The 23,819-nt window shown below is 65.9% G+C and carries 16 protein-coding genes, 1 pseudogene and 1 riboswitch; of the genes and pseudogenes, 10 read left to right on the forward strand and 7 right to left on the reverse strand.

Annotation, left to right across the window (positions count from 1 at the left end; translation table 11 throughout):
- From A5791_RS27010 to A5791_RS03220, 4 genes and pseudogenes are all read left to right on the forward strand, one after another.
- Positions 1 to 252 (forward strand): annotated as a pseudogene (locus A5791_RS27010) (hypothetical protein); the annotation flags it as partial.
- Between the two features lie 6 nt (positions 253 to 258).
- Positions 259 to 1,758, forward strand: coding sequence for a virulence factor Mce family protein (locus A5791_RS03210; RefSeq protein ID WP_067230945.1), 1,500 nt, complete (start codon positions 259 to 261; stop codon positions 1,756 to 1,758).
- Positions 1,755 to 2,897, forward strand: a complete 1,143-nt coding sequence (locus A5791_RS03215) for a virulence factor Mce family protein (protein ID WP_067230949.1) — start codon at positions 1,755 to 1,757, stop codon at positions 2,895 to 2,897. Before A5791_RS03210 ends, A5791_RS03215 begins: the two co-directional genes overlap by 4 nt.
- Positions 2,898 to 2,900: 3 nt before the next feature.
- Complete coding sequence (locus tag A5791_RS03220; protein WP_067230952.1) at positions 2,901 to 4,445, forward strand: MCE family protein; 1,545 nt, start codon at positions 2,901 to 2,903, stop codon at positions 4,443 to 4,445.
- A 150-nt stretch (positions 4,446 to 4,595) separates the two neighbouring features.
- Here A5791_RS03220 and A5791_RS03225 read toward each other — a convergent pair whose 3' ends face one another.
- The gene (locus A5791_RS03225; RefSeq protein ID WP_082966713.1) at positions 4,596 to 5,783 is read right to left on the reverse strand and encodes an endonuclease/exonuclease/phosphatase family protein; all 1,188 of its coding nucleotides are present in this window, start codon (positions 5,781 to 5,783) and stop codon (positions 4,596 to 4,598) included.
- Between the two features lie 773 nt (positions 5,784 to 6,556).
- A riboswitch (SAM riboswitch) is annotated at positions 6,557 to 6,668 on the forward strand.
- Between the two features lie 30 nt (positions 6,669 to 6,698).
- Between A5791_RS03225 and A5791_RS03235 the strand changes: the two genes are divergently transcribed.
- Entirely contained in the window at positions 6,699 to 7,496 is a 798-nt protein-coding gene (locus A5791_RS03235) for a hypothetical protein (protein ID WP_067230960.1), read from the forward strand.
- 174 nt (positions 7,497 to 7,670) lie between these two features.
- Here A5791_RS03235 and A5791_RS03240 read toward each other — a convergent pair whose 3' ends face one another.
- Positions 7,671 to 8,822, reverse strand: a complete 1,152-nt coding sequence (locus A5791_RS03240) for an FIST N-terminal domain-containing protein (protein ID WP_067230964.1) — start codon at positions 8,820 to 8,822, stop codon at positions 7,671 to 7,673.
- 231 nt (positions 8,823 to 9,053) lie between these two features.
- Between A5791_RS03240 and A5791_RS03245 the strand changes: the two genes are divergently transcribed.
- Both A5791_RS03245 and A5791_RS03250 read left to right on the forward strand, forming a co-directional pair.
- A complete protein-coding gene (locus A5791_RS03245; RefSeq protein ID WP_067230967.1) occupies positions 9,054 to 9,386 on the forward strand; it encodes a type II toxin-antitoxin system RelE/ParE family toxin in 333 nt (110 codons plus the stop codon).
- Positions 9,379 to 9,711 carry a helix-turn-helix domain-containing protein gene (locus A5791_RS03250; RefSeq protein WP_067230970.1) on the forward strand — a complete coding sequence of 111 codons (333 nt, stop codon included), beginning with the start codon at positions 9,379 to 9,381 and terminating at the stop codon, positions 9,709 to 9,711. Before A5791_RS03245 ends, A5791_RS03250 begins: the two co-directional genes overlap by 8 nt.
- Before the next feature lie 45 nt (positions 9,712 to 9,756).
- Here the strand turns inward: A5791_RS03250 and A5791_RS03255 are convergent, their stop codons facing one another.
- The 5 genes from A5791_RS03255 to recC all read right to left on the reverse strand — a co-directional run bounded on the left by A5791_RS03255 (position 9,757) and on the right by recC (position 21,605).
- Positions 9,757 to 12,300 (reverse strand): SEC-C domain-containing protein, encoded by a 2,544-nt coding sequence (locus A5791_RS03255; RefSeq protein ID WP_067231076.1) that lies wholly within the window; start codon positions 12,298 to 12,300, stop codon positions 9,757 to 9,759.
- A gap of 11 nt (positions 12,301 to 12,311) precedes the next feature.
- A complete protein-coding gene (locus A5791_RS03260; RefSeq protein WP_067230973.1) occupies positions 12,312 to 13,022 on the reverse strand; it encodes a TVP38/TMEM64 family protein in 711 nt (236 codons plus the stop codon).
- A gap of 272 nt (positions 13,023 to 13,294) precedes the next feature.
- Positions 13,295 to 15,037, reverse strand: a complete 1,743-nt coding sequence (gene recD, locus A5791_RS03265) for an exodeoxyribonuclease V subunit alpha (RefSeq protein ID WP_067230977.1) — start codon at positions 15,035 to 15,037, stop codon at positions 13,295 to 13,297.
- The gene (recB, locus tag A5791_RS03270; RefSeq protein ID WP_067230980.1) at positions 15,034 to 18,324 is read right to left on the reverse strand and encodes an exodeoxyribonuclease V subunit beta; all 3,291 of its coding nucleotides are present in this window, start codon (positions 18,322 to 18,324) and stop codon (positions 15,034 to 15,036) included. The genes recD and recB overlap by 4 nt, the downstream gene beginning before the upstream one ends.
- Positions 18,324 to 21,605, reverse strand: coding sequence for an exodeoxyribonuclease V subunit gamma (recC, locus tag A5791_RS03275; RefSeq protein WP_067230983.1), 3,282 nt, complete (start codon positions 21,603 to 21,605; stop codon positions 18,324 to 18,326). The genes recB and recC overlap by 1 nt, the downstream gene beginning before the upstream one ends.
- 86 nt (positions 21,606 to 21,691) lie before the next feature.
- On the opposite strand from recC, the gene A5791_RS03280 reads away from it, so the two are divergent.
- From A5791_RS03280 to cynS, 3 genes are all read left to right on the forward strand, one after another.
- A complete protein-coding gene (locus A5791_RS03280) occupies positions 21,692 to 22,207 on the forward strand; it encodes a nitroreductase family protein (protein WP_067231079.1) in 516 nt (171 codons plus the stop codon).
- Between the two features lie 11 nt (positions 22,208 to 22,218).
- Complete coding sequence (locus A5791_RS03285) at positions 22,219 to 22,992, forward strand: class I SAM-dependent methyltransferase (protein ID WP_067231083.1); 774 nt, start codon at positions 22,219 to 22,221, stop codon at positions 22,990 to 22,992.
- A gap of 267 nt (positions 22,993 to 23,259) precedes the next feature.
- Positions 23,260 to 23,727 (forward strand): cyanase, encoded by a 468-nt coding sequence (gene cynS, locus A5791_RS03290; protein ID WP_067231086.1) that lies wholly within the window; start codon positions 23,260 to 23,262, stop codon positions 23,725 to 23,727.
- Positions 23,728 to 23,819: the final 92 nt, after the last annotated feature.

The following is a 23,819-nucleotide window of genomic DNA, read 5'->3' on the forward strand; positions in this document are numbered from 1 at the left end:
CCCCGCCGGCTGCCCGCCCCCGCCCGGCGTGCCGCGCGCGGGCCGGCCGGGTCAGACGCCGCCGGCTGTGCCGGGCACGCCGGCGCCGCTGCCGGCCCACGCGCCGCCTGGCGCACGCACGGAGCTCCCCGGGCCGGTCACCGGTCCAAGCCCGCCGGCGTTGCCACCGGCCCCGCCGCGGGGCCCCGCTCCGGTTGGACCCGGGCCGCAGCTACCGGCCCCGTTCATCACCCCAGATGGGACGGGAGGTAGCTCGCAATGAGCACCATCTTCGACATTCGCCAGTTGCGACTGCCGAAAGTGTCTCGCACTGCTCTGATTATCGGCTCCATGGTGGTGGTGTCGGCGCTCCTCTCTCTTGCCGTCGGCACGCAGCTCTACCGGAGACTGACCAACACGACCGTCGTCGCATATTTCTCTGAAACGCTTGGGCTGTATCCCGGTGACAAGGTTCAGATCATGGGCGTGCGAGTCGGTTCCATCGACAAGATCGAGCCGGCCGGCGACCGGATGCGAGTCACCCTGCACTACAACAGCAAGTACAAGGTGCCCGCCAACGCCACCGCGTCAATCCTCAATCCCAGCCTGGTGGCGTCGCGCAACATCCAGCTGTCACCGCCCTACACCGGTGGGCCGGTGCTGAAGAACGGCGCGGAAATCCCGATCGAGCGCACCCAGGTTCCCGTGGAGTGGGACCAGCTGCGCGAATCGATCAGTTCGATCCTGCGCCAGTTGGGCCCCACCGCCGAGCAGCCGAAGGGGCCGTTCGGTGAGTTGATCGAATCGGCGGCAGACAGCTTGGCCCGAAAGGGCAAGCAGGTCAACGAAACCCTGAACAGTTTGTCGGACGCGTTGACCGCGCTGAACGAAGGCCGGGGGGACTTTGTCGCGATTACGCGAAGCCTGGCGCAGTTCATCAGCGCGCTGTACCAGAACGATCGGCAGTTCACTGCGCTCAATGGCAACCTGGCCGAGTTCACCGACTGGTTCACCAAGTCCGACCATGACGTCGCAGACACCGTCAAGCATGTCGACGAGGTGCTCACCACGGTCCGAAAGTTCCTGGGCGACAACAGCTCAGTACTGGCGCGCGATGTCAACAACCTTGCCGACGTGACCACCACGATTTTGCAACCCGAGCCGCGCGACGGGCTGGAGACCGCGCTGCACGTGCTGCCCACCTATGCGGGCAACTTCAACAACATCTACTACCCGCTGCACAGCTCGCTGGTGGGGTTGTTCGTGTTCCCCAACTTCGCGAACCCGATTCAGTTCATTTGCAGTACGATTCAGGCCGGCAGCCGCCTGGGCTACCAGGACTCCGCTGAGCTGTGCGCGCAGTATTTGGCGCCGGTGCTGGACGCCATCAAGTTCAACTACCCGCCCGCCGGTGTCAACCTTTTCAGCTCGGCGGCGACGCTGCCCAAAGAGGTGGCTTACTCCGAGGACCGGCTGCGCCCGCCGCCGGGATACAAGGACACCACCGTCCCGGGAATCTTCGCACGTGACACTCCGTTTTCGCATCGCAACTCTGAACCGGGTTGGGTCGTCGCGCCCGGTATGCAGGGCGTGAAGGTCCAGCCGGGTACCGCGAGTCAGCTGACGCCCGAATCTCTGGCGGAGCTGATGGGTGGACCCAACATCGCGCCCCCGCCGCCGGGAACCAATCTGCCCGGATCGCCGAACGCCTACGACGAGTCCAATCCGCCACCGCCGCCGGGTTTCCCGCCGCCCGCACAGACTAGGCCGGGACCGTGAAACGCCTCGTCGGCGCTGGCCGCCGCGGACTGGTGTTGCTGCTGACGGCAGCGGTATTGACGTCGTGCTCCTGGCGCGGGATCGTCAACGTGCCCTTGCCGATCGGCCGTGGCACGAGTTCGAATCACCTGACCGTCTACGTGCAGATGCCCGACAGCTTGGCGCTGAACACGAACAGCCGGGTGAGGGTCGCCGACGTATGGGTTGGCACGGTTCGGGACATCAGGCTGAAGAACTGGATGGCCGTCCTGACCTTGGACCTGGACCCAAACGTGAAGCTGCCGGCCAACGCTACCGCGAAAATCGGCCAGACCAGCCTGCTGGGCACGCAACACGTCGAATTGGCCGCGCCGCGAGACCCGTCGCCGCAGCCGCTGAAAAGCGGTGACACCATCGGCGTGGCGAATTCAACGGCCTATCCCACCGTCGAACGGACGTTGGCCAGTGTCGCGGTAATCCTCAACGGCGGCGGCATCCCGAATCTCGACCTCATTCAAACCGAGGTCATCAAGATTCTGGACGGTCACGTCGACCAGGTTCGCGAATTCCTCAAGAAGCTGGCCACCTTCACCGCCGAGTTGAACCGCCAGCGCGACAGCCTTACCCGCGCAATCGATTCCACCAATCACCTGCTGTCCGTTGCCGCCGACCACAACGACACGCTGGATCGGCTGCTCACCGACATTCCGCCGCTGATCCAGCATTTCGCCGACACTCGCGAATTATTCGCTGACGCAACGGAATCCCTGGGGCGGTTCAGCGACGCGGCCAATCGGGCGCTGTTGGATACCCGTCCCAACCTGCACAAGAGCCTGCAGTCGTTGCAGCGGCCGTTGCAGCAACTCGAGCGGTCGTCGCCGTACGTCGTCGATGCGCTGCGACTGGGCCTCACCGCGCCGTTCAACATCGACAAAGTGCCGCAGGTGATCCGCGGCGACTACGTGAATGTGTCCGGGGTGTTCGACCTGACATTGTCCACCATCGACAACACGATGCTGAGCGGCACGGGATTCTCGGGTTGGTTGCGCGCCCTCGAGCAGGCGTGGGGACGCGATCCCAACACGATGATCCCAGATGTGCGCTATACGCCGAACCCGAACGATGCCCCGGGCGGACCGCTGGTGGAAAGGGACGAGTGAAAGATGTTGACTCGGCTCATCAAAACGCAACTGGTGTTGCTCACAGGATTGGCGCTTATCGCCGTGCTGGTGCTGTGCTGGTACTACTTGCGGATACCGAGCCTTGTCGGCATCGGTCGGTACACGCTCTATGCCGATTTGCCGCAATCGGGTGGACTGTATCGCACGGCCAACGTTACTTATCGGGGCGTCACCATAGGGAAAGTCACCGCGGTCGCACCCACTGAGCGGGGCGTACGCGCAACGATGAGCATCGACAACGGTTTTGAGATTCCCACCGATGCGTCGGCGAATGTGCACTCGGTTTCGGCGGTCGGTGAGCAATACATCGACCTGGTGTCGAGCCGCAAGGGTGGCCCGTATTTCGCCAATCAGCAGACGATCACCAAGAGCACGGTGCCCAGCCAGATCGGCCCGGCGCTCGACGCCGCGAACCACGGATTGGAGGTGCTGCCGAAAGACAAAGTGGCGACGCTGCTTCGCGAGACGTCACAAGCTGTGGGCGGACTGGGTCCGGCTCTTCGGCGGCTGGTCGACGCCACCCAGGCGATCGCGCACGATTTCAGGGGCAGCATCGACGACATCGACGACATCATCGCCCGTTCGGCGCCGATCATCGACAGTCAGGTCAATTCCGGTGACGACATCGCACGCTGGGCCGCCAACCTCAACATGCTGGCCGCGCAGACCGCCGCGCAGGATCCGGCGCTGCGCAGCATCCTGGCCAATGCGGCGCCGACTGCCGAACAGGTGAACGCCACGTTCGGCGAGGTTCGGGAGTCGCTGCCGCAGACGCTGGCCAATCTCGAGATCGTGATCGACATGCTCAAGCGCTACCACAACGGCGTCGAGCAGGCGTTGGTGTTCTTGCCGCAGTCCGGCGCGATCGCCCAGTCGGTCACGTCGCAATTTCCCGGCCAGGCCGCACTGGGCGTCGGCGCCCTGGCACTCAACCAGCCGCCGCCGTGCATGACCGGCTTCATGGCGGCATCGGAGTGGCGGGCACCGGCGGACACCAGCACCGCGCCACTACCCAAAGGCACCTACTGCAAGATCCCGATGGATTCGACGAATGTGGTTCGTGGAGCGCGCAATTACCCGTGCGTGGATGTGCCGGGCAAGCGGGCGGCGAGCCCGCGGGAGTGCCGCAGCAACGCGCCCTACGTGCCAATGGGTACCAATCCCTGGTACGGCGACCCGAACCAGATCCTCACCTGCCCCGCGCCGGCCGCGCGTTGCGACCAACCGGTGAAGCCGGGTCTGGTGATCCCGGCACCGTCGGTCAACAACGGCTTCAACCCGCTGCCCGCCGATCGGCTGCCGGGGACACCGCCGCCGGTCAGCGATCCTCTGCAGCGCCCCGGGTCGGGCACCGTCCAATGCAATGGGCAGCAACCTAATCCGTGCATTTACACCCCGGCTCCGGCGTCGATTTACGACGTGCAGAGCGGCAAAGCTGTTGGGCCAGATGGGGTTGTCTACTCGATTCAGAACTCAAGCCAGTTCGGAGATGACGGGTGGAAGCAGATGCTGGCACCTGCCGGGTGAGTTCAGGATTTGGGCTCTCGCGGGCAGGAGGTCACATCCGTCACACCAGTCACCGGAACGAGGTGGTTGTCTTTTAGTCCGGCTCCGAGCGACAAATCGATTGTGGAGCTTGGTTAGTGGATGTTGACTGCGTAGCTTGCCGACCGTGAGCTATCGGGACGGAGCTTCTACGCCGCTGGCGATATATGACCGGAGCTGGGCGGCCACCGCTGGTGGCAAGTCGCGGTGGTTTACTCCGCCAGCAGCGACAGGTCGCTTCCACCGGTGGTCGAGTAAACGCTTACCAAGTGAACCGTCCTGTAAAAGACGCGGTCCCCAGATCCGAACTTCTTTGAGAACACCCCGAGTCCACTCGGCAGTGAAATGGGTGGGGCGGAACTGGTGCACGAAGTCTTGGCCGTTGTAGCCGCAGGTCATGTCGGGAAGGCTCCCGGGAGTGATTTCGAAGCGTGCATGAAAGTTCCCATTCTCGGATTGACCTGCTCCCACTGGCCGGTCCCGCGGGTCGACGAGTACACCGAACTGGCCGGGACCGGATCCATCGGTACCGGTGGTGGCGGCGGGTGCTGGTTTAGCGATGTCGGCGACGACGCTGGCATGGTCGGAAGCGCCGCTCGTTCGGGGTTCATGCAAAATTGCGACGTCCGAGATTGAACAATGCAGTGCTGGGGAAACAAAGATGTAGTCCAAACGAAACCCGTTGTAATCGTGTGACTTCCCAGTGGTTTTGTCTTTGCGTTTGGAATACCAGGTGTAGTCCAGGATTTCGGGGTGAAGGTGTCGCCACATGTCGACGAACCCGATGTCAGCGAGATACTTCATATAATGCGACATCGCGAACATTTCGCCCTCGGTGTCGATGCGGAATCCAGTATTGAAGTCGCCCATGATGATTGCCCGGCGTTCCTTGTGGTCGACGGCATACTTAATGGTGCGTTCCCAAAGCAACTCCTTGCGTTTGGCGCCGGAAATGCCGCGACCATCCTCGAACTTGTGGTCCGGGGCGCCGGGGATGTGTACGGCAAGTACATCTAGGTCTAGCTCGGTGACGCGAACATTCAGCCATCGTTCGCAGTCGATATCAGGCGAATGCTGATCCGCGGCTTGCTCGAGTTGCCACTTGCTCGCGACGAGTATGCCGTTCTGATTGACCACTGGATTCGACGTCGCGATGAACGGATAGCCAAGTCGCTCCAGCTCGGTGCGTAGCGTTGGTTCATTCCGAGTCCGGAACTCCGTGAGCGCCAGCAGGTCTGGGCTGACACCCCCAATGTGGCGGCATATCGCTGTGATTCGCGATCCGCCCCCGTGGCCAATGTTCCAGTTGAGAATGCGCATCGTTATCACCCTAGCCGGACCTCGCCGGCACTTCGGTCATTGCCTCCGCGGCTACGTCCGATTCGCGGCTGCTAGCTCACTTCGCGGCTGTACGATACGCACCTGTCGGCGGGTGGGTCGGTGGCTGAGCCAAATGTCGACGTCCGCACACGCTGGGACACCATCTAGTGGCTGCGGATCAATCGGCCAATCGTGTTGTCCTTCTCGCTGACCCCTGCATGAGCTGCCGCTCGAAAGAGGCAACGTCGGGCATCGTCGATCCCTCCGATATGGAGTGGTGGCAGGTGCGTCAACGTCGTCAATTATGCGCCGTCAAGTGTCAAGCGGCGCCGGTACGCCAAGCACAGGCCCTTTGCCGCTCTAGTGGATTAACTGGCATTAGCCCGGAGGCAACCGGCGTCGAGTTTCGCGGCGAACTGCGGCGATCACCAGGCAAGCGAATGTGAGGGCGCCGACCGCTATAAGCGCGGTCGCTGTCCCCGTAAGCGACAGAGGAATCAGACGCAAATGGAGGACGTCCGCCGCGACAATCAGCAGGACGATTCCGGCCGCTTCAAGAAGTGCAGAGAGGCCGAGGAGGGTCTTGTCGCGTCACGACGGCGCGATCATTTTGAGGAAAACCAGCAGCCCGGGCTGTGCCGGTGGCTGATCTCGGTTTCGTCCCCCGGGATCGTTCTGGTCCATCGGCCCATAAGCAGGCCGGATGAGGCGTCGTGGAGTGCCAACGCCTGAGCTCACAAACTTGTCGGTGGTCGGCGTTACCTTTGGGTCAGCTTCATGAGACGCCGTCGCCAAGCTCCGACTGGATGGCGCGCCAACCCCACGCTCGTGGGTGGCTCGGATGACGAAGCGACCGGTACCGACCGGTGCCGGTAAGGGCGCCACCAGGCGGAGGCTCTGACATCGGAGGTATCAATGGCGCATTTCTCAGGCTCGTCGCCGGAATCTCAGATCATTCTGCTTGGTGACCACGACACGGTAGTAGGCCACCGCACCGACTTGTCCGAATATGCGGCGCACCAGGGATGCGCTATCGCCGAGGCGTTCTCGTTTGCACCGGGCGAGCCCGCATCCCATGACGACCTGACCGAGGTTGAGGCGGTGGTCTCGGCGCTGGGCCGCGCGATCGCGCGCCGCATGCACATCTGGGTTCCCTTCCCGGGTCCGGATTTCGGACGTGAGCAACATTGGCGGCGACTGAGTTTGGTCCTGCAGCGCCACGGCCTCACCTTTTTGTTCGGTCGGGAAATTGAGCCGTGCCCCTCCAGCGGAGGATTCAGCGAGATCGACTACGCACTGCGACGGGAAGTCCAGGCTGTAGACGAGCTCGACAATGCGGCTCTCGCCGTCGCGGGAACCGAAAGTCTCAGCCGCGAAATCGAATTGGCCTTGGTTACCAGCAGCACCGCGGCGCCCGTGGGATCCGCAGTGCGCCGGCTCGCTGCGGGCGGTGGTACCGATGCCGCTCCGCGCACGGAAACCGTTTCACCGCCGACGCTTCCGGCGCCGACGGCAGCGTGGGCGCATCGTCAGCCGGTGCTGAAGCGTTACGTGCGCTGGCTCGTGCACGAGTGCGGCGTCACGCAAGTGGCCACCGCTCGGGTTCTCAATTCGGCGGGACAGCGAACTCCGAAAGGCCGCCTGTGGCAATCGAGCTCAGTGTCAGCGCTGCTGAACGGTCGCTACGACCGCGGCGGCGAGTCGTGCCGGTGACGCATTCGCTGCGGCGGCGGGCACAAGGGCGTTACCGCATTATTGCGAGAGACACGCCTGCGTAGTCAAGTGCGTCACTGAAAAGTCGCTAATAGGTGGACATTTCGATGAGTGCGTCCGGAGCAGTGACTCCTGTTACAAGTGTGACGAACCGACGGGCGCCAAAGCACCGCGTCATTCGCTGAACAGCGCCATCGACGCGGTAAACCCGTGCAACGCATTGCGGCCCGCGATCGGACCGATCTCACCCGCGGCGAAAAAACCGGCGAGCGGAATTCCGCCGAGTAGATCCTCGATCGTGGACGCGTCGTGATCAGCCACGCCAAACATCCGACGGCCACGCCCGTTACAGGTGAACAGCAACGCGCCGACGGGACGGCCGGGCATCGAGGCTCCGGCCCGCTCGACTGCCAGGCGCAAATCCTTGTCGGCGCCTACCGCGTCACGAACCTGGAACTGCAGCGTCGCGCCGACTTCGACAACCTCGCCGATCTCGATCGCCCCGGTCGACGGGTCGGCGCCGAGCAGCCCGCGGATCAGGAAGTCCCCTTGACCCGGAGCCGCAAGGTGCTCGTCGACAACGATCCCGACGTGCAGCCCGCGGCTGACCAGTTCCTGTTCTTCGCGCCTCAGTCCCTCAACAATTTCACGCAGCCGGTGCAGCGGCGGCCGCCCGCCCAGTTCGGTGATCACCGCGCCGTCCGCGCCAGTGACAATGTATGGATTGCCGATCGGCCGGCAGCCCTGCGACACGATCGGGATTCCGCGCATGCCGGGCAGGCGCACGCCAACAAGGCCAGACGTCACCACGTCCTGGTCACGGAACAGCCTGGTATCACCCGGTCCCCGCCCCCCGCTCACCACGCCGCCGACCACGGTCGTTCCCGGCAGGTCGGCGTTGAGGTGCTCGATGAGCAGGCTCGACGGGAAGGTATACGGATCTGGCAGTAGCAGGTGCAGATCCTGCGCGGTGCGGTCGAACCGGTAACCCGTCAGCAGGCCGCCCGAGCCGGTGCGGACGAAGTCCAACTGGAACGTCTCGGTGGTGAGGCCGGACGCCAGCCACACGGCGACGGCGGCCTTGTCTTCTATCTCGCGGCGGCCGGCGACGACTCCTTGTGCAACGCAACCGATCAGCGCGGGCGGCTCGACTGTCTCCTGCACCGCCTCCAGGATGTCGGCAGCCGCGTCCGTATGCGCTCGCGAGCCGAGTAACACGGCCAGTGACGGCGCCTCACCCGTGAGTTCGTCACGCGCGTGCGCGGCGGCCTCGACGGCGGCCTGCCGTGCATTGGCCGCGGTGGAAATACCGACTCCGATCCGCACCCTTCCATGATGCGCCGCTCAACAGCATGACGACACGTTCGGCGCAGGAACGTTGCGTAACGCGGCCGTCAGGCGGCGCGACCGTGTCGGTGGAAGGCGGTTAGATGCACGTCATCGCCCGGGAGGTTGTAGTACCGGCGCTTCCGCGGAATCACTTGGCGTGGGCTCGTGCCGAATGCGTTGACGACCGTCGGCCACCTCGCCTGACAAGTATATTGGTTCTGATATAAGATGGGTATCGCTCTGAAACCTGTCAGATGGCTGGGCACCACTCGCAACGACATCCGTGAGCAACGCCCGGCCATCCGTTATCAGTTTGGCCAGCAGCTGTTTCGACTTCAGATGGGGCTGATGCCGAATAACTACAAACCCATGGGCGCCGTGGGTCCTGGTGCGTACGAGATACGAGTGCAGGATGCCAACGGAATTGCGCGACTTGTTTACGTCGCGAAGTTCCATGGCGTGATTTGTGTCCTGCACGTCTTCACGAAGAGGTCGCAGGCGACACCGAAGGAGGATCTCGACCTTGCCAGGAAGCGCTATCGAGAGGCAAGAGATGGCTGACAGTGTGTTCTACGACCTTGCCGATACCCAAGAGCAGGCAGCCAACTTAACTGCGCGCGGTCTACTCATGGTCGCGATCGAGCAGCGGATCAGGGAAGAAGGTTGGACGCAGACCGAAGCCGCCGCGCGGCTTCATGTGACGCAGCCTCGGGTTTCAGATCTCTTGAACGGAAAGATCAATAAGTTCAGTCTTGACGCCCTGGTCAACATGCTCGCACCAGTGGGCCTCACGTTCGATGTCCGGCGCCTGGAATCCCGGCGGGCTCCGAAGAAGGCGAGAAGCGGCCGTGTGCATCGTTCAACCAGAGCCAGATCGCAGCCGTAATGCGCTCTCAAAGCGCTGACGATCAGACTTGCTCGCTCAACGACGCTATAGGCCCAACGCGGCCCGCAGCCGGCCCACGTTCATGCCGCCGCGCGCAGCCGCATCGGCGGGGAAGCTGTCGAGCAGCTTCATCAGGTCGCCGCGTCGGGTGGGATCGTCGGCGGCCTGGCGCGGAGTCTGGCCGTCGAGCGCGGGAATGGGTAGGTCGAGCCACTTCGTCTCGTACTCGCGGATGAATTCCTGGATGACGGTGGACATTTCGGGATCGTCTGGATCGAGCGCGTCCTCGTCGGCCATTGCGAACTGCTCGGCCATCTCGGCGGCTTCATCAACGTCGCGCACCGGATGGCGGGAGTCGTCGAGCACGCTCATATCGGGGTCCAGACGCGCCAGCGTGGCCAGCACGCGATCCATTCGCTTCTCGCTGTTGGTTTGCACCCGCAGCGCTTCGCCCTCGAGGACCAGCGTGGCCCGGATCCGCGACATGCCGTGGGTGCTGACGTGCTCGAACCACCGCGGCTCGTCGCCGACCCGATCGTAGGTGCCGTCGAGCAAGCCCTCGATCTCGGCCGCATCGGTGACCTCCACGATGGCCTCGCAGATCGCCAGCGGATCGCCCTCGGTATTGGTCAGGGTGGCCGGCACAAACCGGCGGCTCAGCTGCGCCACCAACGACACCGGATCGGGGTCCGTGTCGAGCAGGTCGATCAGTGCGTCGCGCTCATGCAGCGCAACCGGTTCCAGGCCGCCGACGAACTGCATGCTGTCTCCGGCCGGCACCACACGCGCGCACACCAACTGCCCTGGCTTGAGCTGGCGGCTGGCCGTCGCTTCGCGCACCTCGTGCGTGTCGCCGGTGCGGACGTCGCGCACAGTGACGGACTGTCCGCGGCGGACCTGTTCCACCTCGAACACAGACCGGTCAACCAGCAGCCACTGCTGCGCAAGCAGCCGCTCGTCGTCGGGCAGCAGCTTGCCGCGGATGTCCAAAAACTCCTCAAACACGCCGCCCTCGAACAGCACCGCGTCCAGTACCAGCGGATCATTCATCGCTTCAGTCAGATCGTCAGGATCTTCGAGGGAATAACGGCAGCGCTCGTAGGCCACCTCGGCCAACAGCTCGTTCCACTCGGTCAGCACGGTGTGCTGGCAAGCCTTCGCATACAGCCAACCCACCCGCTCGGCGAGCGGCAACTGCTCGCGCCCCAGGTGGCATTTCTTGTATTTGCGGCCAGATCCGCACCAGCACAGCTGATTTCGGCCGAGGTCACGACGAGGCTCGCTTCGGTGGCGCTCCAGTAGTTCGACCAGTGGGTCGTCAGGCGAGGCTTCGGCGCGACGCAGCAGTGCCAAACCGTGCTCGACGTCGCCGCGATCGGAGGCGAAGCGGGCCAGGTCCAGCAACGGCAGCGGCCACTCAGGATCCATCGACTCGGCCGCCAGCAGTTCGCGTTCGGCCGCGTCGATGTCGCCGATCCGTTCCAGCGCCACGGCACGCAGCCACCGACACGCCACCCGCGCCGGGCGGGCCACCTTCGGCTCCAGAACTTCGGCGAAGACGCCCAGCGAGGCCGGCTGGCCACGTCCGGCACCGATTGTTTCGTCCACCAGCAGACCGGCCAGTAGCGGATCGGCAAGGGCGGCTGCGACCTCGGCGACCGGATTATCGTCGTCTTGCCCCGCTGCGTCGTCGGGTGCCGTCGGCACCGCATCTGGTACCACGTGATCCGCGCCGACGGCTTCTACTATCTGCGACACCTGCTCGTATAGCTGAACCAGCGTGTACAGGATGGCCGCATCGTCCTCGTCAAGGTCATATCGCCTTGCCAGCGCTGCCGACCCGCGATCGAATTCCCAAGAGGCGAAATCGAATCCGGCGGGCGCGAGCCATTCGTCGCGACGCGCAAGACCGAAGTCGTCGACGATTTCGCAGAGCGGCAACAGCGGCTCGGTGAACAGCGCAGGGTCCGCGACACACGCGGTCCATACCGCGGAGTCAAAGTACACCGGCTCGTCGGGATCGAGCGTTGCGGCCAGTCGTTCTCCCGCCGCGCCATGCCCGACCGCTGTCACCCGCTCGACCACAAACCCGTCATCGCTCAGCCGCACGCCGACCACGTCGCCCTCGGCGACGCCCAAACCTTCCAGCGTGCCCGGCGTCAAGAGCAGTGCCCCATACCCGACCACCTCGTCGGAAATGCCCCGCTGCTCGAGCAACTCGTCGTCGAAGTCCGCCATCGCCACTTGCGCTGGTGAACCATCGGCGAAGCGCTGATACTGCTCGTACTCGCTCAGGGTGGTAATCGGGGCGAGGTCCGGCGTCACCCGCAGTAGGTCGTGGGCCACCTCGTCTGCGCCGAGCCGATGGGTGAACACCCGGCCGGCTATCAGTGTCGGCAGCCAGATCCAGCGATCGTCGACCAATTGCCTTGTGGGGAACTCGATTTCGATACGGACCGCGCGCAATATCTGATCCGGATCGACCACGCCGCTGTCGCGCAGTCGTCGTTCGATCTCGGCCTCGTCCAACGGGCCGTGTTCGGTCAGAACTCTCGCAAGGACCTGCTTCGCGTCGAACGGTTCCGCCACGGAAAACCACCCTATGCCGCTGGCGGCAACGGTGGGGAGCCGCCCGCCCGTTGTCGCCATTTTCGATATCCACGCCGTGCCGCGAACGCACCGACGATGGCGGTCACGCACCACACCGCGATCGCTGCGTATGCCAGCGGCGCCGACCGGTCCCGGATCGAAGCGCCGAGCGCGGTGTAGACGAATGCACGCGGCGCCGAGCCAATGAACGAGCCGACGGCCATCTGCCACAACGGAACTCCGAATGCCCCGAAGGCATACGAAGCAAGTGCATCTGATATGCCGGGGACGAACCGCTGGCCGACGACCGCCCATAGTCCACGTCGTTCCACCAGCGCGTCAATGCGGTCCGCGCGCTTCGTCCCCAATAGTGCCCGCGCGCCGTCTCGGCCGGCCCGGCGCCCGACACGGCTCGCGACGATAGCGGTTCCCACCGCCGCACTCAGCGTCACCAAGATCCCGACCACAGGGCCGAACAGCAACCCGCTGCCCGCGGCCAGGATCGAACCCGGAACGAACACCGCGCCCAGGAGGGCCGATGCCACCACGTAGGTCAGTGGCGCCACCGGCCCCGTCGCCGGAACCGCGCGACGCACCGCCTCGACGTCGATGACTCGGGCGACGGCTACCAGGTAGAACATTCCGAGCAGGAAGCCGGCGAACAGGCTGAGCTGCACGACGTGGCGTCGTCGGGACGGGGGCACGGGGGCGTCGTCAACCATATCGCCTGCGATTCTTCCGCACGGGCAGAAGCGTGGGTGCCTCGGAGGAGGCGGGACCTGGCACCGTCTGCGCAGCGATTTTCGCGGTATTGACTACCGCGCTCGGAAATTTCCTGCGGCAACGGCATTCAAGTCACACCAGCCACATCAGTCCCCTGCGTGGCTTGTCCAGATATTTGGCAAGTGATATCGCCGGCGCTATCAATTTGCGAGCCATAACATGGCCTGCGTTTTGGTACCAAAGTGGCCTGTGTGACGAGCGGCTCGACTCGTCACGGACGTACGGTCCCACGTAGGCGCTGCGCCAGACCGCTGGCTCGCGCCGCGCGGCGGCCGATCGCAGCCCGGACGGACGCGTCCGAACCGACCACGCGCACCTTGCCCTCGGCGCGAGTCACCGCGGTGTAGAACAATTCCCGCGTCAGCAACCGCGAGTCCTCGGACGGCAACAGCACCGTCACTTCGCCGGCTTGGCTGCCCTGGGACTTGTGGATCGTCATCGCGTGCATGGTCTCGACGTCGCTCAACCGGCTGGTTGCGAAGTCCAGCGGCCCTGTGGCAGCGGCGACGGCAGCGCGCAGACCGTCGGGACCTGCCACCGTCACACCGGTATCACCGTTGTAGACCCGCAACCCGTAGTCGTTCGCAGTCACCAGCAGCGGGCGCCCGGCGTACCACTCCGACCACGGCGGCAGACCCGTCTGCTCCGAAAGCCACTTCTCCACTTGCCGATTCCAGTGCCGAACACCGAAAGGCCCATGCCGGTGGGCGCACAGCAGCCTGTGTTCGTCCAGCGTCGCCAGTGCGGTATCGGCCGCCCCCAGCACCGCGGCCTCCCGCAGCCGAAGCGCGTGCGGCATCAGGATCGACCGCAGCCGCTCGGTCGGGTCCTCGTCCTCGATGAACTCGATGTGCTCGTCACCCGATCGCAGCAGCGCCAACGCATTGTCCGCTTCGCCGGTGCGGATCGCCTCCGCGAGCAAGCCGATCGACCGCCCGAACCGATACGACGTCCGCAGCTCCGCGACCCGCACATCGTCGCGGCCCGACAGGCCGTCCACCAAGTCCGCGAGCACCGCACCGGCTTCCACCGACGCGAGTTGGTCGGCATCGCCGACCAGGATCAGCCGTGCATCCGGACGTACCGCTTCCAGTAGCCGCGCCATCAAAGTCAGCGACACCATCGAGGTCTCGTCGACCACAATCACGTCGTGTGGCAGCCGATTAGCGCGATCGTGCCGGAAGCGTGACGACGAATCGGGTCTGCGACCCAGCAGCCGATGCAGCGTCGTCGCCCGCAGCTCTACCAGCCGCGCGCGATCGGACGCATCAAGCTTGGCAACCTGCCCCTGGACCGCTTCGGCCAGTCGCGCCGCGGCCTTGCCAGTCGGCGCTGCCAACGCGATCCGCGGCTGCCCCGAGCCGCCGAGCTCGGCCTGCTCGGCAACCAGCGCCAGCAGTCTTGCGACCGTGGTGGTCTTGCCGGTGCCGGGACCGCCGGTGAGGACCGTGACCGCTTGCGACAGAGCGACTTCCGCCGCTTCCCGCTGCTCCCGGTAGCCTGAAGGGAAAAGTCGCTCACAATCGGGCATCTTGACGGGTGTCGTCGAAGCCAGCCGCGCGAGCAGGTCGTCGCACACCTGCTTTTCCTCGCGCCAGTAGCGGTCAAGGTAGAGCAGGTGGTCGTCGTGGAGATGCAGCACCGGCGGGTCAGCCAACAGCGTGCTCGAGCGCACCGCGGCCAGCCACTCCGCCGGATCGGGCCACACCGCATCGTCTTGCAAGGCCGATCCCACCACACGCGCGACCGTCGCCAGGTCGACGCACACCGATCCGCCCCGCAGCGCCCGCACGGCCAGCGCTACCGCCAGCGCCACCTGTTCGTCCGTCTCCTGGCCCAATTCGCAGAGCCGTTGCGCAACACGCACATCGGCCACGTCAAGCACACCGGCTTCGTTGAAGGCCCGCAGTACGCCGGGTGCTCGGATGGCGACCTCGACATCGGTGAGCGTCATGCCGCCCGCCGCCCCTCGTCCAGACGATCGGACAGCGCCGTTACCAGCCCGGCCGGCGGCTGCCAGCTGAACACTCCGCACGGATGCCCGTCGACCACCGGCGTATCCGCGCCGCACATGCCCCGCACGAACACGTACAACACCCCGCCCACGTGCCGCGCCGCGTCGTAACCGGGCACCCGCCAGCGCAGAAAGCGGTGCAGCACAACGGTATACAGCAACGCCTGCAACGGATAATCCGAATGCAACATGGCCTCTGCCAACCGTTCGCGGCGGTAATCGGCAGCGGTGTCGCCGAGGTGGTTGGTCTTGTAGTCAACCACCAGGTAGCGCTGGTCGGGAAGGCGCAGTACCGCATCGATCGAGCCCGTCAGATATCCGCGCAGCGACTGATCACCCAACCCGCCCGAGGCCAATCGGTCGGCGTACGACGCCAGTGGGTCATCGGCGGGCAGATGCGCTCGCAGCAGCTCACCTACGTCCGACAAGGAGACGTCAGGCGCGGCGCCACGCGCGTCGCCGCCGGCCAACGGAATCTCGAACTCCAACTCGCGCAACCGATCCCGCAGCCCGATCTCGCGTAGCGTCAACCCGCCGGCCAACGGTCCCAGCGGGGTGTCGTTCATGGGCACCAACGCGGCCCCTAGCTCGGTAGCGCCGACACCGATGGGCCACCACGCCAACTGTCGACGAACCTGCTCTGCCAGCGCGGCCGCCAAGTCGGGCACACCCGGATCCGTGGCCTCGAGCACCGCGTGCACCAGCGACCCGAATGCGGCACCGGCCGGCATCCCGGTCAGCGGCGAAGCTAAGTCATCGAAGTCGTCGCCATCGCCAGGCACGGTGACCACGACGTCGTCCACCTCGTCGTCGCGCACGTCAACCTCCGGTTCGCTCTGGGTGCCGACGAGACCGGCGGATTCGCTGCCACGAATCAAGGCCGAATAGGAAGTGCGTCGCCAGCTGGTGTCGATTGCCCGATGGAAGTGCCGTACTTCGAAATGGGAATCCGGCAGCGCGGCGGGCTTAACCGCCGGCGTCGCTATCGTCGATTCCTCCACCGCGGGTCCGCCGGCGTCCTGCCACCGGCCGAACAACGTCCACGCGTCTTCGTCGGTGATCGCGGAGTCGCACTTGTCCGGCACCTGCGCCTCATCCAGGCTGCGACCGCGCAACAGCCTGGTCAAGCCGCCGTTGCGCTCGTCCCACGACGGCGCCCACCATGCCACGACCTGTGACTGCGCCCGGGTCAGCGCGACATAGGTGAGCCGAATGTTGTTGCGCGCCTCTTCGGTTCGGTGCAGTTCTTCGACTTGGCGGCGATCGGGGCTGCCCTTACCGCCGATGTGCAGACAGCGTGTTCCGTTCTCTTCGTGATACAGCAGAATGTCGCTCTTGCGGACATTCCGGTTGAAGGCGAACGGCAGATAGACGATCGGGAACTGCAGTCCCTTGGCCACGAAGACCGTCATGATCTGCACCGCGGCCGCGTCGCTGTCCAGACGGCGGTTGCGTTCGGACTCACCGCTGCGGTCGGCGCACTGCCGCCGCAGCCAGTCCCGCAGCGCCGGTAGCCCGGAGTGCTCCCGATGCGCGATCTCGTGCAGCAGCTGCGCGATGTGGGCCAGGTCGGTCATGTGCCGCTCGCCGCCGTGCTGCGCGAGCACCCGGCGGCCCATGCCGTGCAGCTGCGCGGCTTCGAAGACCGCTGCCATGCCGCGCTGCCGAGCGTGTGAGGCCCACTCCCGCAGCGTGGCGGCCACTCGGTCGGTGAGCTTATCGCCTTCGGCGGCAAGGGTTTCCGCGGTCTCCCCGAAGAACATAGTGCACGCCGCGGCGCGAACCAGCCCGCTGCGGTGCGGGGCATCGAAGGCTTCCAGCAGACACAGCCAGTCTTTGGCGGCCTGCGACTCGAACACGTCGGTGTCGCCGGTGTAGATCGCCGGAATACCGGCGGCGGCAAGGGCGTCCCGGCAAGCGCGTGCGTCCTTGTGCTGCTCGACGATCACCGCGATATCCCCGGCCGCGACCGGCCGATCGTCGTAGGTGGCGCCGGAGGCGAGCAGCGATCCGATGTCGGCGGCCAGATCCCTCGGAATGTGCCGCCGCAGAATGTCGATCGGGATGTTGTCTATTTCGTCGTAGCCCAGAGCGGGGCGTTTGACGACGCGCAGCCGGAACGGCGCGTCATGCGGAGCACCGGTGAGGCGGCGTCCGTGGTGACGAGCGTGGATTTCGTGTACGACGATGTCCGGGTGGCCGAGTGCCGCCCCGCGCAGCACGGTCTGCAAGCTGTCCACCAGCGCGGAGTCACTGCGCCAGTTGACGCCCAGCGTGTACCGGGCTTCGGCTGTGCGGGCGGCCTCCAGATAGGTGTGGATGTCACCGCCGCGGAAACCGTAGATGGCCTGCTTCGGGTCACCGATCAGAATCAGGGTGGAGTGACCCGCGAACGCGCATTCCAGCACCCGCCATTGGATCGGATCGGTGTCCTGGAACTCGTCGACCAGGACGATGCGCCACCGCCCGCGCATCCGCTCTCGTGCCGGTGAGTCTTCTGCGGCAAGAGCTTTCGCGAGCCCGGTCAACAAATCGTTGAAGCCGACGACGCCCAGCCGGCGTTTGCGGCGTTCGAGTTCGCCGCACAGGGCCGCGGCGAACCGTAGTCGGGCCGCGGGTGCGCTCTCCGGTTCGGGATCAAGCGGTCGCAGCTGCGCACACGGGTCGTCGACGACGTCACGGGCGAGGGTCAGCGCATCTTTGTAGGCCAGCACGGGCTCGTTGTCGCCGCCCCCGAACCGGGCGAGGTAGAGGTCGTCGACGATTTCGCCGACCAGGTCGTCGAGACTCTCCTGAAGCGCGACGTCGGCGGCGGTATCCCCGGCAACGCCAAGCGATTTCAGTACCGACCCGCAGAATTCGTGCGTGGTCGCGATGGTGGCCGCGTCGAAGTTCGCCAGCGCGTCACGCAGACGCGTGCGACTTTCGTCGCGCTCGCTTTCGGTGCCACGCATGAGGTGCGCGACGAGGTCGTCTGCCGGTGGCATGCGGCCCTCCAAGGCGGTCAGCGCCCGAAAGATCTGATCGCGCACCCGTTCCCGTAGCTCCCGGCTGGCGGCGCGGTTGAACGTGATCAGCAACATCTCGTCGAGCGTCGCGGCGGTCTCGGCGAGATAGCGAGTGACCAGCGCGGCCAGCGCGAATGTCTTGCCGGTGCCGGCGCTGGCTTCCAGCACCGTGGTGGAGCCCGGCTTCGGCAGCGGGCCCACCAAGTCGAACGGGTCCATCAGGGCTTCCTTTCGGCAGCCAGCAGCGGTAGCCACAACCGGGCGGCAAGCGCACCCAACCGGGTTTCCTCGCCCGGCATTTCCAGGCCGGGCACGGGCGGCCCGAGCAACACGTCGAATGGAGCTTTGAATCCCCAGACCCGCACGTGCGCGGGCTCCCCGTCTTCGCCGTCGTGAAAATTGTTGGACTCCCATTTGCCGCGGGCGTACTGCACCGGATCGCGCCCGCGGTGGCGGCGTTCCGCCCACGCGTAGGACGTCTTGAGCGGCAACGCCAGCGGCTCGCGCCGGCCCGCGGCGAAAATCGCTACCAGATCGCGCAATACGGCCACCGGATCTGGCGGCGAGCCGAGCGCACAGACCTCGATGGTGTCCTTGCTGCCTCGCCCGACGCAGATGGCGGTCCAGTCGCGGTCCGGGTGACCGGCGGCCAGCGCGACCAGCGAGATCCACGCCTGCAGTTTGTGTTTGGCGGCCAGTCTGGAATAGCTGACCTCGACGATGCGGTTCTCGAAGACCCGGTTGACGGTACCGGTGACACCGCGACCGTCCCCGAGGTCGACAGCGATGTCATGAGCGAGCGCCTGCACCCGCTGGTGGCTTTGCGCGATGCCGGCCAGCTGTGCGGCGGTTTGGCTGATCGTCTCGGCCTTGCGCCAGCCCAACCGCAGCGGAGGCAGCGTGCCGCGGCGCCATTCGGCGTTGATCGCGAACTTGCGGTCCCTGCCCCGCAGCAGGTCATGCAGCATCCGGTCGCCGACCACCCACGCCTGTAGCGGGTCGATGTCGACGGGCATTGCATCCTCGATCCCGTCGACATCCCACGGCAACGTGCAGTCGAGTGCCCGGAAAAACCCTTTGACCGGATCCTTGAAGAAGTCGAGCAGATCGGCCAGCTCCACGTTCAGGACCGGCCCGACGGGTAGCGGCTCGGTTAGGAAAGCTTTTGGCGCACAGCGAGTTCCGGAGGCCGCCTGAGCGGCGGCCAGCGCCGCCGGGTCGAAGGTGAATGCCTCACCGGGTGCCAGCGCACCCGGAGTGACGTTCTTGCGGTCGAACGGCTGCAGCGGATGTTGGGTCAGGATGTGCTGGCGCACCGGCGTTTCCGTCGTCTGGTCCAGCGCATCGAGCACTTCGGCGAGCGGCACGGCTGGCGGCCGCGGGTGCCCGGTGTGCTCGTCGTTGCCCGTGTAGGTGATCACCAGCGTCTCGGTGGCCGAGCACACCGCGTCGAGCAGCAACTGCCGGTCCTCCGAACGGATGTCACGTTCCCCGGTCATCGGTTCGCGGGCCAGCGCGTCGTCGCCGTCCGGGACGTCGAGCCGAGGGAATACGCCGTCGTCGAGTCCGACCAGGCAGACCACCCGGTGCGGTACCGAGCGCATCGGCACCATGGTGCACACGGTCAACGTGCCGGTACGGAAGTTGGCCCGGGTCGGGCGCCCGGCCAACTGCGTGGACAGCAGGGCACGTATGTCGGGTAGCCGCAGCGTTGTCGATGCCCGGGAACCGGCCTGCGCGACGACGTCGGCGAACTCACGTTGCAGCTGCGCGTGTTGCCAGGCATCATCCGACTGCGTGAGCAGGCCGATGCCCGCCGTCAGCGCTTCCACCCAGCCGGCCAATGGCTTTGTGCCGCTGAGGGTTTCGATCACACTCTGGAGGCGCTCGACGTATTCGGCGAGCCGTCCGGCCAGCTCGACGCGATTGCTGCCGACGTCGTCCAGTGGCAGCGCCGTGCCGACCCAAGCTTGCGAGTCGTCGGACATCGCCACCCCCGTCAGGATGCGGTCGAGCCCGAACCGCCAGGTGTTGTGCACGACATTGTCAAGGCCGTACGGCCGGCGGTGGTCCGGATCGAATCCCCACCGGATGTTTGCCTCGCGGACCCATTCGGTGATCGCGTCGAGGTCGTCGTCGGTAAACCCGAACCGGGCCCGCACCGGCGCGGCCTGCGCGAGGTTGAGCACCTGGCTGGCGGTGGCCCGGCTGTCGGCGATGGCGAGCAGCTCGGCCGCCACCCCGAGCAGGGGATTGGTCTGCGTCAGCGCACGGTCGGCGAGCCGGACCCGCAGTCGATGCGCGGGATGGCCGTCCCCGGCCATCTCACCGAGGCCGAATCCGGCGACCACCAGCGGTGCGTACGTTTCGATGTCGGGGCACATCACCACGATGTCGCGAGGCTCGAGCTTCGGGTCGTCTTGCAGTAGGCCGAGCAACGCCTCGCGGAGCACGTCGATCTGTCGCGCCGGGCCGTGGCAGCTGTGCACCTGGACAGACCGGTCGCCGGCGGCGAGCAGCCGGCCATCGGGGCGGACCGCGTTGGCGGCGATGTCGGCTTGCAGCCAGCCCAGCAATGTATCGGGTTTGCCTGTGCCACTGACGAATTCGTCGATCGACGGCCCTGCTGGTAGTGCTCGCTGCAGCTCGCGCAGGTCGCGACCCAGCGTTTCCAGCAGTGGATGGCGTGCCGCGGCTCGGCTGGTGTCCGTGCGCCGTGGCACCGCGTCGTGGAGGCCGCTGAGTGCCCGCCACAGCTCGTCGCTGGGATGCGGCAGCCACAGGTGCAGGTCGTGATGGGTGGCCAACGCGTCGAGCAGTTCGATGTCGGTGCATGCCAGGCGGGTGTGCCCGAACAGCGAGAGCCGCGGAGACAGGTCGATCGGTCCTTCGCGGAGCCGCGCGACGGCCTTCTGATGCCGGATGTGCGGTGGGTCGGCGGGCACGGCCGCGACCAGGGTGCGCCAGAGCGCGGGCTGCCAGGCCAGGTCGGCATCGAGGTCACCCGCGCTGCCGTCGAGCCAGTCGACCAGAAGCTGCGGCCGCTGCCGGGCGTAGGAGGCGAACAGCCCGGCGAGCCGGCGGGCGACCGCGTAGCGACGACCCCGGCGCAGCTCCGCCTCGGCGACGTCAGTGTCGAAGTGGCCCAAGTGTTTTGCCAGTGTCTTACACCAAGGCTCGTCGAGACTGGTGTCGATGACCTCCAACAGCGGCCACGTCATCGCCTCCGGTGACCAGGGATCGTCGTCACGGGCGCCGGTGATTTCAGCGATCAGCGAGCCTGGATTGCGAAACGCCACTCCGGCGCACACCCCGTCGCCACTGCCCGGCCGGCAGCCGAGTACGTGCGAAAGCCGCTGGCTGAGCCAGCGTTCCACGCCGCGGGCCGGTACCAGCACCAGCTCCTCGGCAAACGGGTCCGGCAGCGGCGCGGCCAACAGCGCGCCGAGGCCGTCGGCAAGCAGATCGGTGCGCTCGGCACGGTGGAGATGAAGCGCCATCGCGGGCCACCCTAGACCGCGCTACCGACAGCGATGGCACCCTGGTTAGCAAGACGAATGCCGGAGGGGTGCGAGAAAGGCGAGTGATGGAAACCTGGGATGCGATCTGTGCCCGGCGCAATGTGCGGCAGTACACCTCAGAACCGGTGTCGGAGGCAGACCTGAATCGCATCGCCGAGGCCGGCTGGCGCGCACCGTCGGCGAAAAACCGCCAGCCGTGGGACTTCGTCGTCGTCACCGACCGGACCCAACTGCAGGAACTGTCCACCGTCTGGCGAGGAGCCGGCCACATCGCCTCAGCCGCGGCCGCGATTGCCTTCGTCCTACCGATACCACCGGACGAACGCAGAAAGGTGACAGACAACTACGACGTCGGTCAGGCGACCATGGCGATGATGATCGCCGCAACCGACCTGGGTATCGGCACCGGCCATTCGTCGGTCGGGGATCAGGAGAAGGCGCGGGCCATCCTGGGCGTTCCCGACGACCGTCAGGTGGCCTTTCTGCTCGGCGTCGGATATCCCGCCGATCGCCCACTTCGCCCGATCCGCAAACCCGATCGGCGGCCCTTCGCCGAAGTCGTGCATCAGGGCCGCTGGTGAAGGAAGATCCGATGGCACACAAAGCAGAGGTAGCGACGCGCGAGCACCGGGGCGACTACGGCTACGACGGGTCCTTCCACACCGTCTCGGCCGGGACACAGCTGCTGGGCGTGGGGGCGGGATCTGCGGCTCTGCTGGCGACGTCGGGTATCAGCGCGGCCCGCGGCCGGCGGTTGGTGGCAGTGCTGACGGCGGCGTTGGCGGTCGACCTGATCGGGACCGCGACCTGGTACATCTACGCGACACGCTCGGGCAAGTTCCGGGTATGGGACCGCATTCTCGACGACTTGCGGCTGCGCGGCGACGAGACGGTGCTGGACCTGGGCTGCGGACGTGGCGCGGTGTTGCTCGCCGCGGCCAAGCGGCTGCCCCGGGGTCGAGCGATCGGGGTCGATCTATGGCAAGCCGACCAGACCGACAACTCGCCGCAGGCCACCCTGAAAAATGCCGAGCTGGAGAATGTCGCCGACCGCATCGAGCTGCACACCGCCGACATGACCGCGCTGCCGTTGGCCGACGAGAGCGTCGACGTGATCGTCAGCAGCCTGGCCATCCACAACATTCCGACCCGCGCGGGTCGCCGGCAGGCACTGCGCGAGGCGGTTCGGGTGCTGCGCCCGGGCGGCCGGCTCGCCATCGCGGACCTGTGGGAAACCCGTCAGCATGCCGAGCATTTGCGGGAACTGGGCTGGCGAAATGTGCGGCGCCGCAACCTGGGATGGCGCATGTGGTACGGCGGCCCCTGGTTTTCCACCCGTCTGGTCAGCGCGACCAAGCCGGACTGAGCTTGCGGGTCGGTTTTGCGCGTGAAGCCTGGGCTTCGCGTGTGAAGCCTGGGCTTTGAAAGTGAAGCCTGGGCGAAAAGTCGGCCCAGACTCCGCCCTACGTTCACGATCAAAGCCCTGGGTTCACGCTCAAAGCCCTGGGTTCACGCTCAAAGCCCTAGGTTCACGCCGAAAGCCCACTGACCGGACATGAAACGGGTCGAGCGGCGCAGCGGCGGGTATGAACCGGCGGGAACCGGGTATTTCCGCCGAGTGCATCCTGGATTCATGAACAGAAGCGAGATCACTGAGCAGATCGTGGTTGCCCGCCTGGCCAAGGGGCTGAGCTGGCAGGAGCTGGCCGATGCCATCGGAAGGCCGGCCGTATGGACCACGTCGGCGTTGCTCGGCCAGCACCCGATACCTGCCGAGCTCGGCAAGGTGCTGGTGGAAATGCTGGGTCTCGACGAGTCAGCCGTGCCGGTGCTGGCGGCGCCGCCGATGCGTGGCGGACTGCCCGCCTTCTCAAACGCGGGTGTGCCCACCGACCCGACCATTTACCGCTTCTACGAAGCGCTTCAGGTATACGGCGGGGCCATCAAGGAACTTATTCACGAGCAGTTCGGTGACGGGATCATGAGCGCCATCAACTTCAGCGTGGACATCCAGAAGAAGCCGCACCCTTCCGGTGACCGGGTGGTGGTGACGTTCGACGGGAAATACCTTGCCTACGATTGGGTTTCGGGCGAAAGCTGACCACGGCGCGCGTCCGCCCCTCGACGCGTTGTCGCGGAGCGGGCGAACCCGGAGCGCCGACACCCGCACCTAGGCTCGAACACTGAGGGGGA

The sequence above is a fragment of the Mycobacterium sp. 852002-51163_SCH5372311 genome (assembly GCF_001667115.1).
Lineage (GTDB): Bacteria > Actinomycetota > Actinomycetes > Mycobacteriales > Mycobacteriaceae > Mycobacterium.

Excerpts from the sequence above, each read along its gene's own strand:
- A5791_RS03210 (WP_067230945.1), top strand. The coding sequence starts at position 259 with ATGAGCACCATCTTCGACATTCGCCAGTTGCGACTGCCGAAAGTGTCT.
- A5791_RS03220 (WP_067230952.1), top strand. The coding sequence starts at position 2,901 with ATGTTGACTCGGCTCATCAAAACGCAACTGGTGTTGCTCACAGGATTG.
- A5791_RS03225 (WP_082966713.1), bottom strand. The coding sequence starts at position 5,783 with ATGCGCATTCTCAACTGGAACATTGGCCACGGGGGCGGATCGCGAATC.
- A5791_RS03235 (WP_067230960.1), top strand. The coding sequence starts at position 6,699 with ATGGCGCATTTCTCAGGCTCGTCGCCGGAATCTCAGATCATTCTGCTT.
- A5791_RS03245 (WP_067230967.1), top strand. The coding sequence starts at position 9,054 with ATGGGTATCGCTCTGAAACCTGTCAGATGGCTGGGCACCACTCGCAAC.
- A5791_RS03250 (WP_067230970.1), top strand. The coding sequence starts at position 9,379 with ATGGCTGACAGTGTGTTCTACGACCTTGCCGATACCCAAGAGCAGGCA.
- A5791_RS03260 (WP_067230973.1), bottom strand. The coding sequence starts at position 13,022 with ATGGTTGACGACGCCCCCGTGCCCCCGTCCCGACGACGCCACGTCGTG.
- recD (WP_067230977.1), bottom strand. The coding sequence starts at position 15,037 with ATGACGCTCACCGATGTCGAGGTCGCCATCCGAGCACCCGGCGTACTG.
- recB (WP_067230980.1), bottom strand. The coding sequence starts at position 18,324 with ATGGACCCGTTCGACTTGGTGGGCCCGCTGCCGAAGCCGGGCTCCACC.
- recC (WP_067230983.1), bottom strand. The coding sequence starts at position 21,605 with ATGGCGCTTCATCTCCACCGTGCCGAGCGCACCGATCTGCTTGCCGAC.
- A5791_RS03280 (WP_067231079.1), top strand. The coding sequence starts at position 21,692 with ATGGAAACCTGGGATGCGATCTGTGCCCGGCGCAATGTGCGGCAGTAC.
- A5791_RS03285 (WP_067231083.1), top strand. The coding sequence starts at position 22,219 with ATGGCACACAAAGCAGAGGTAGCGACGCGCGAGCACCGGGGCGACTAC.
- cynS (WP_067231086.1), top strand. The coding sequence starts at position 23,260 with ATGAACAGAAGCGAGATCACTGAGCAGATCGTGGTTGCCCGCCTGGCC.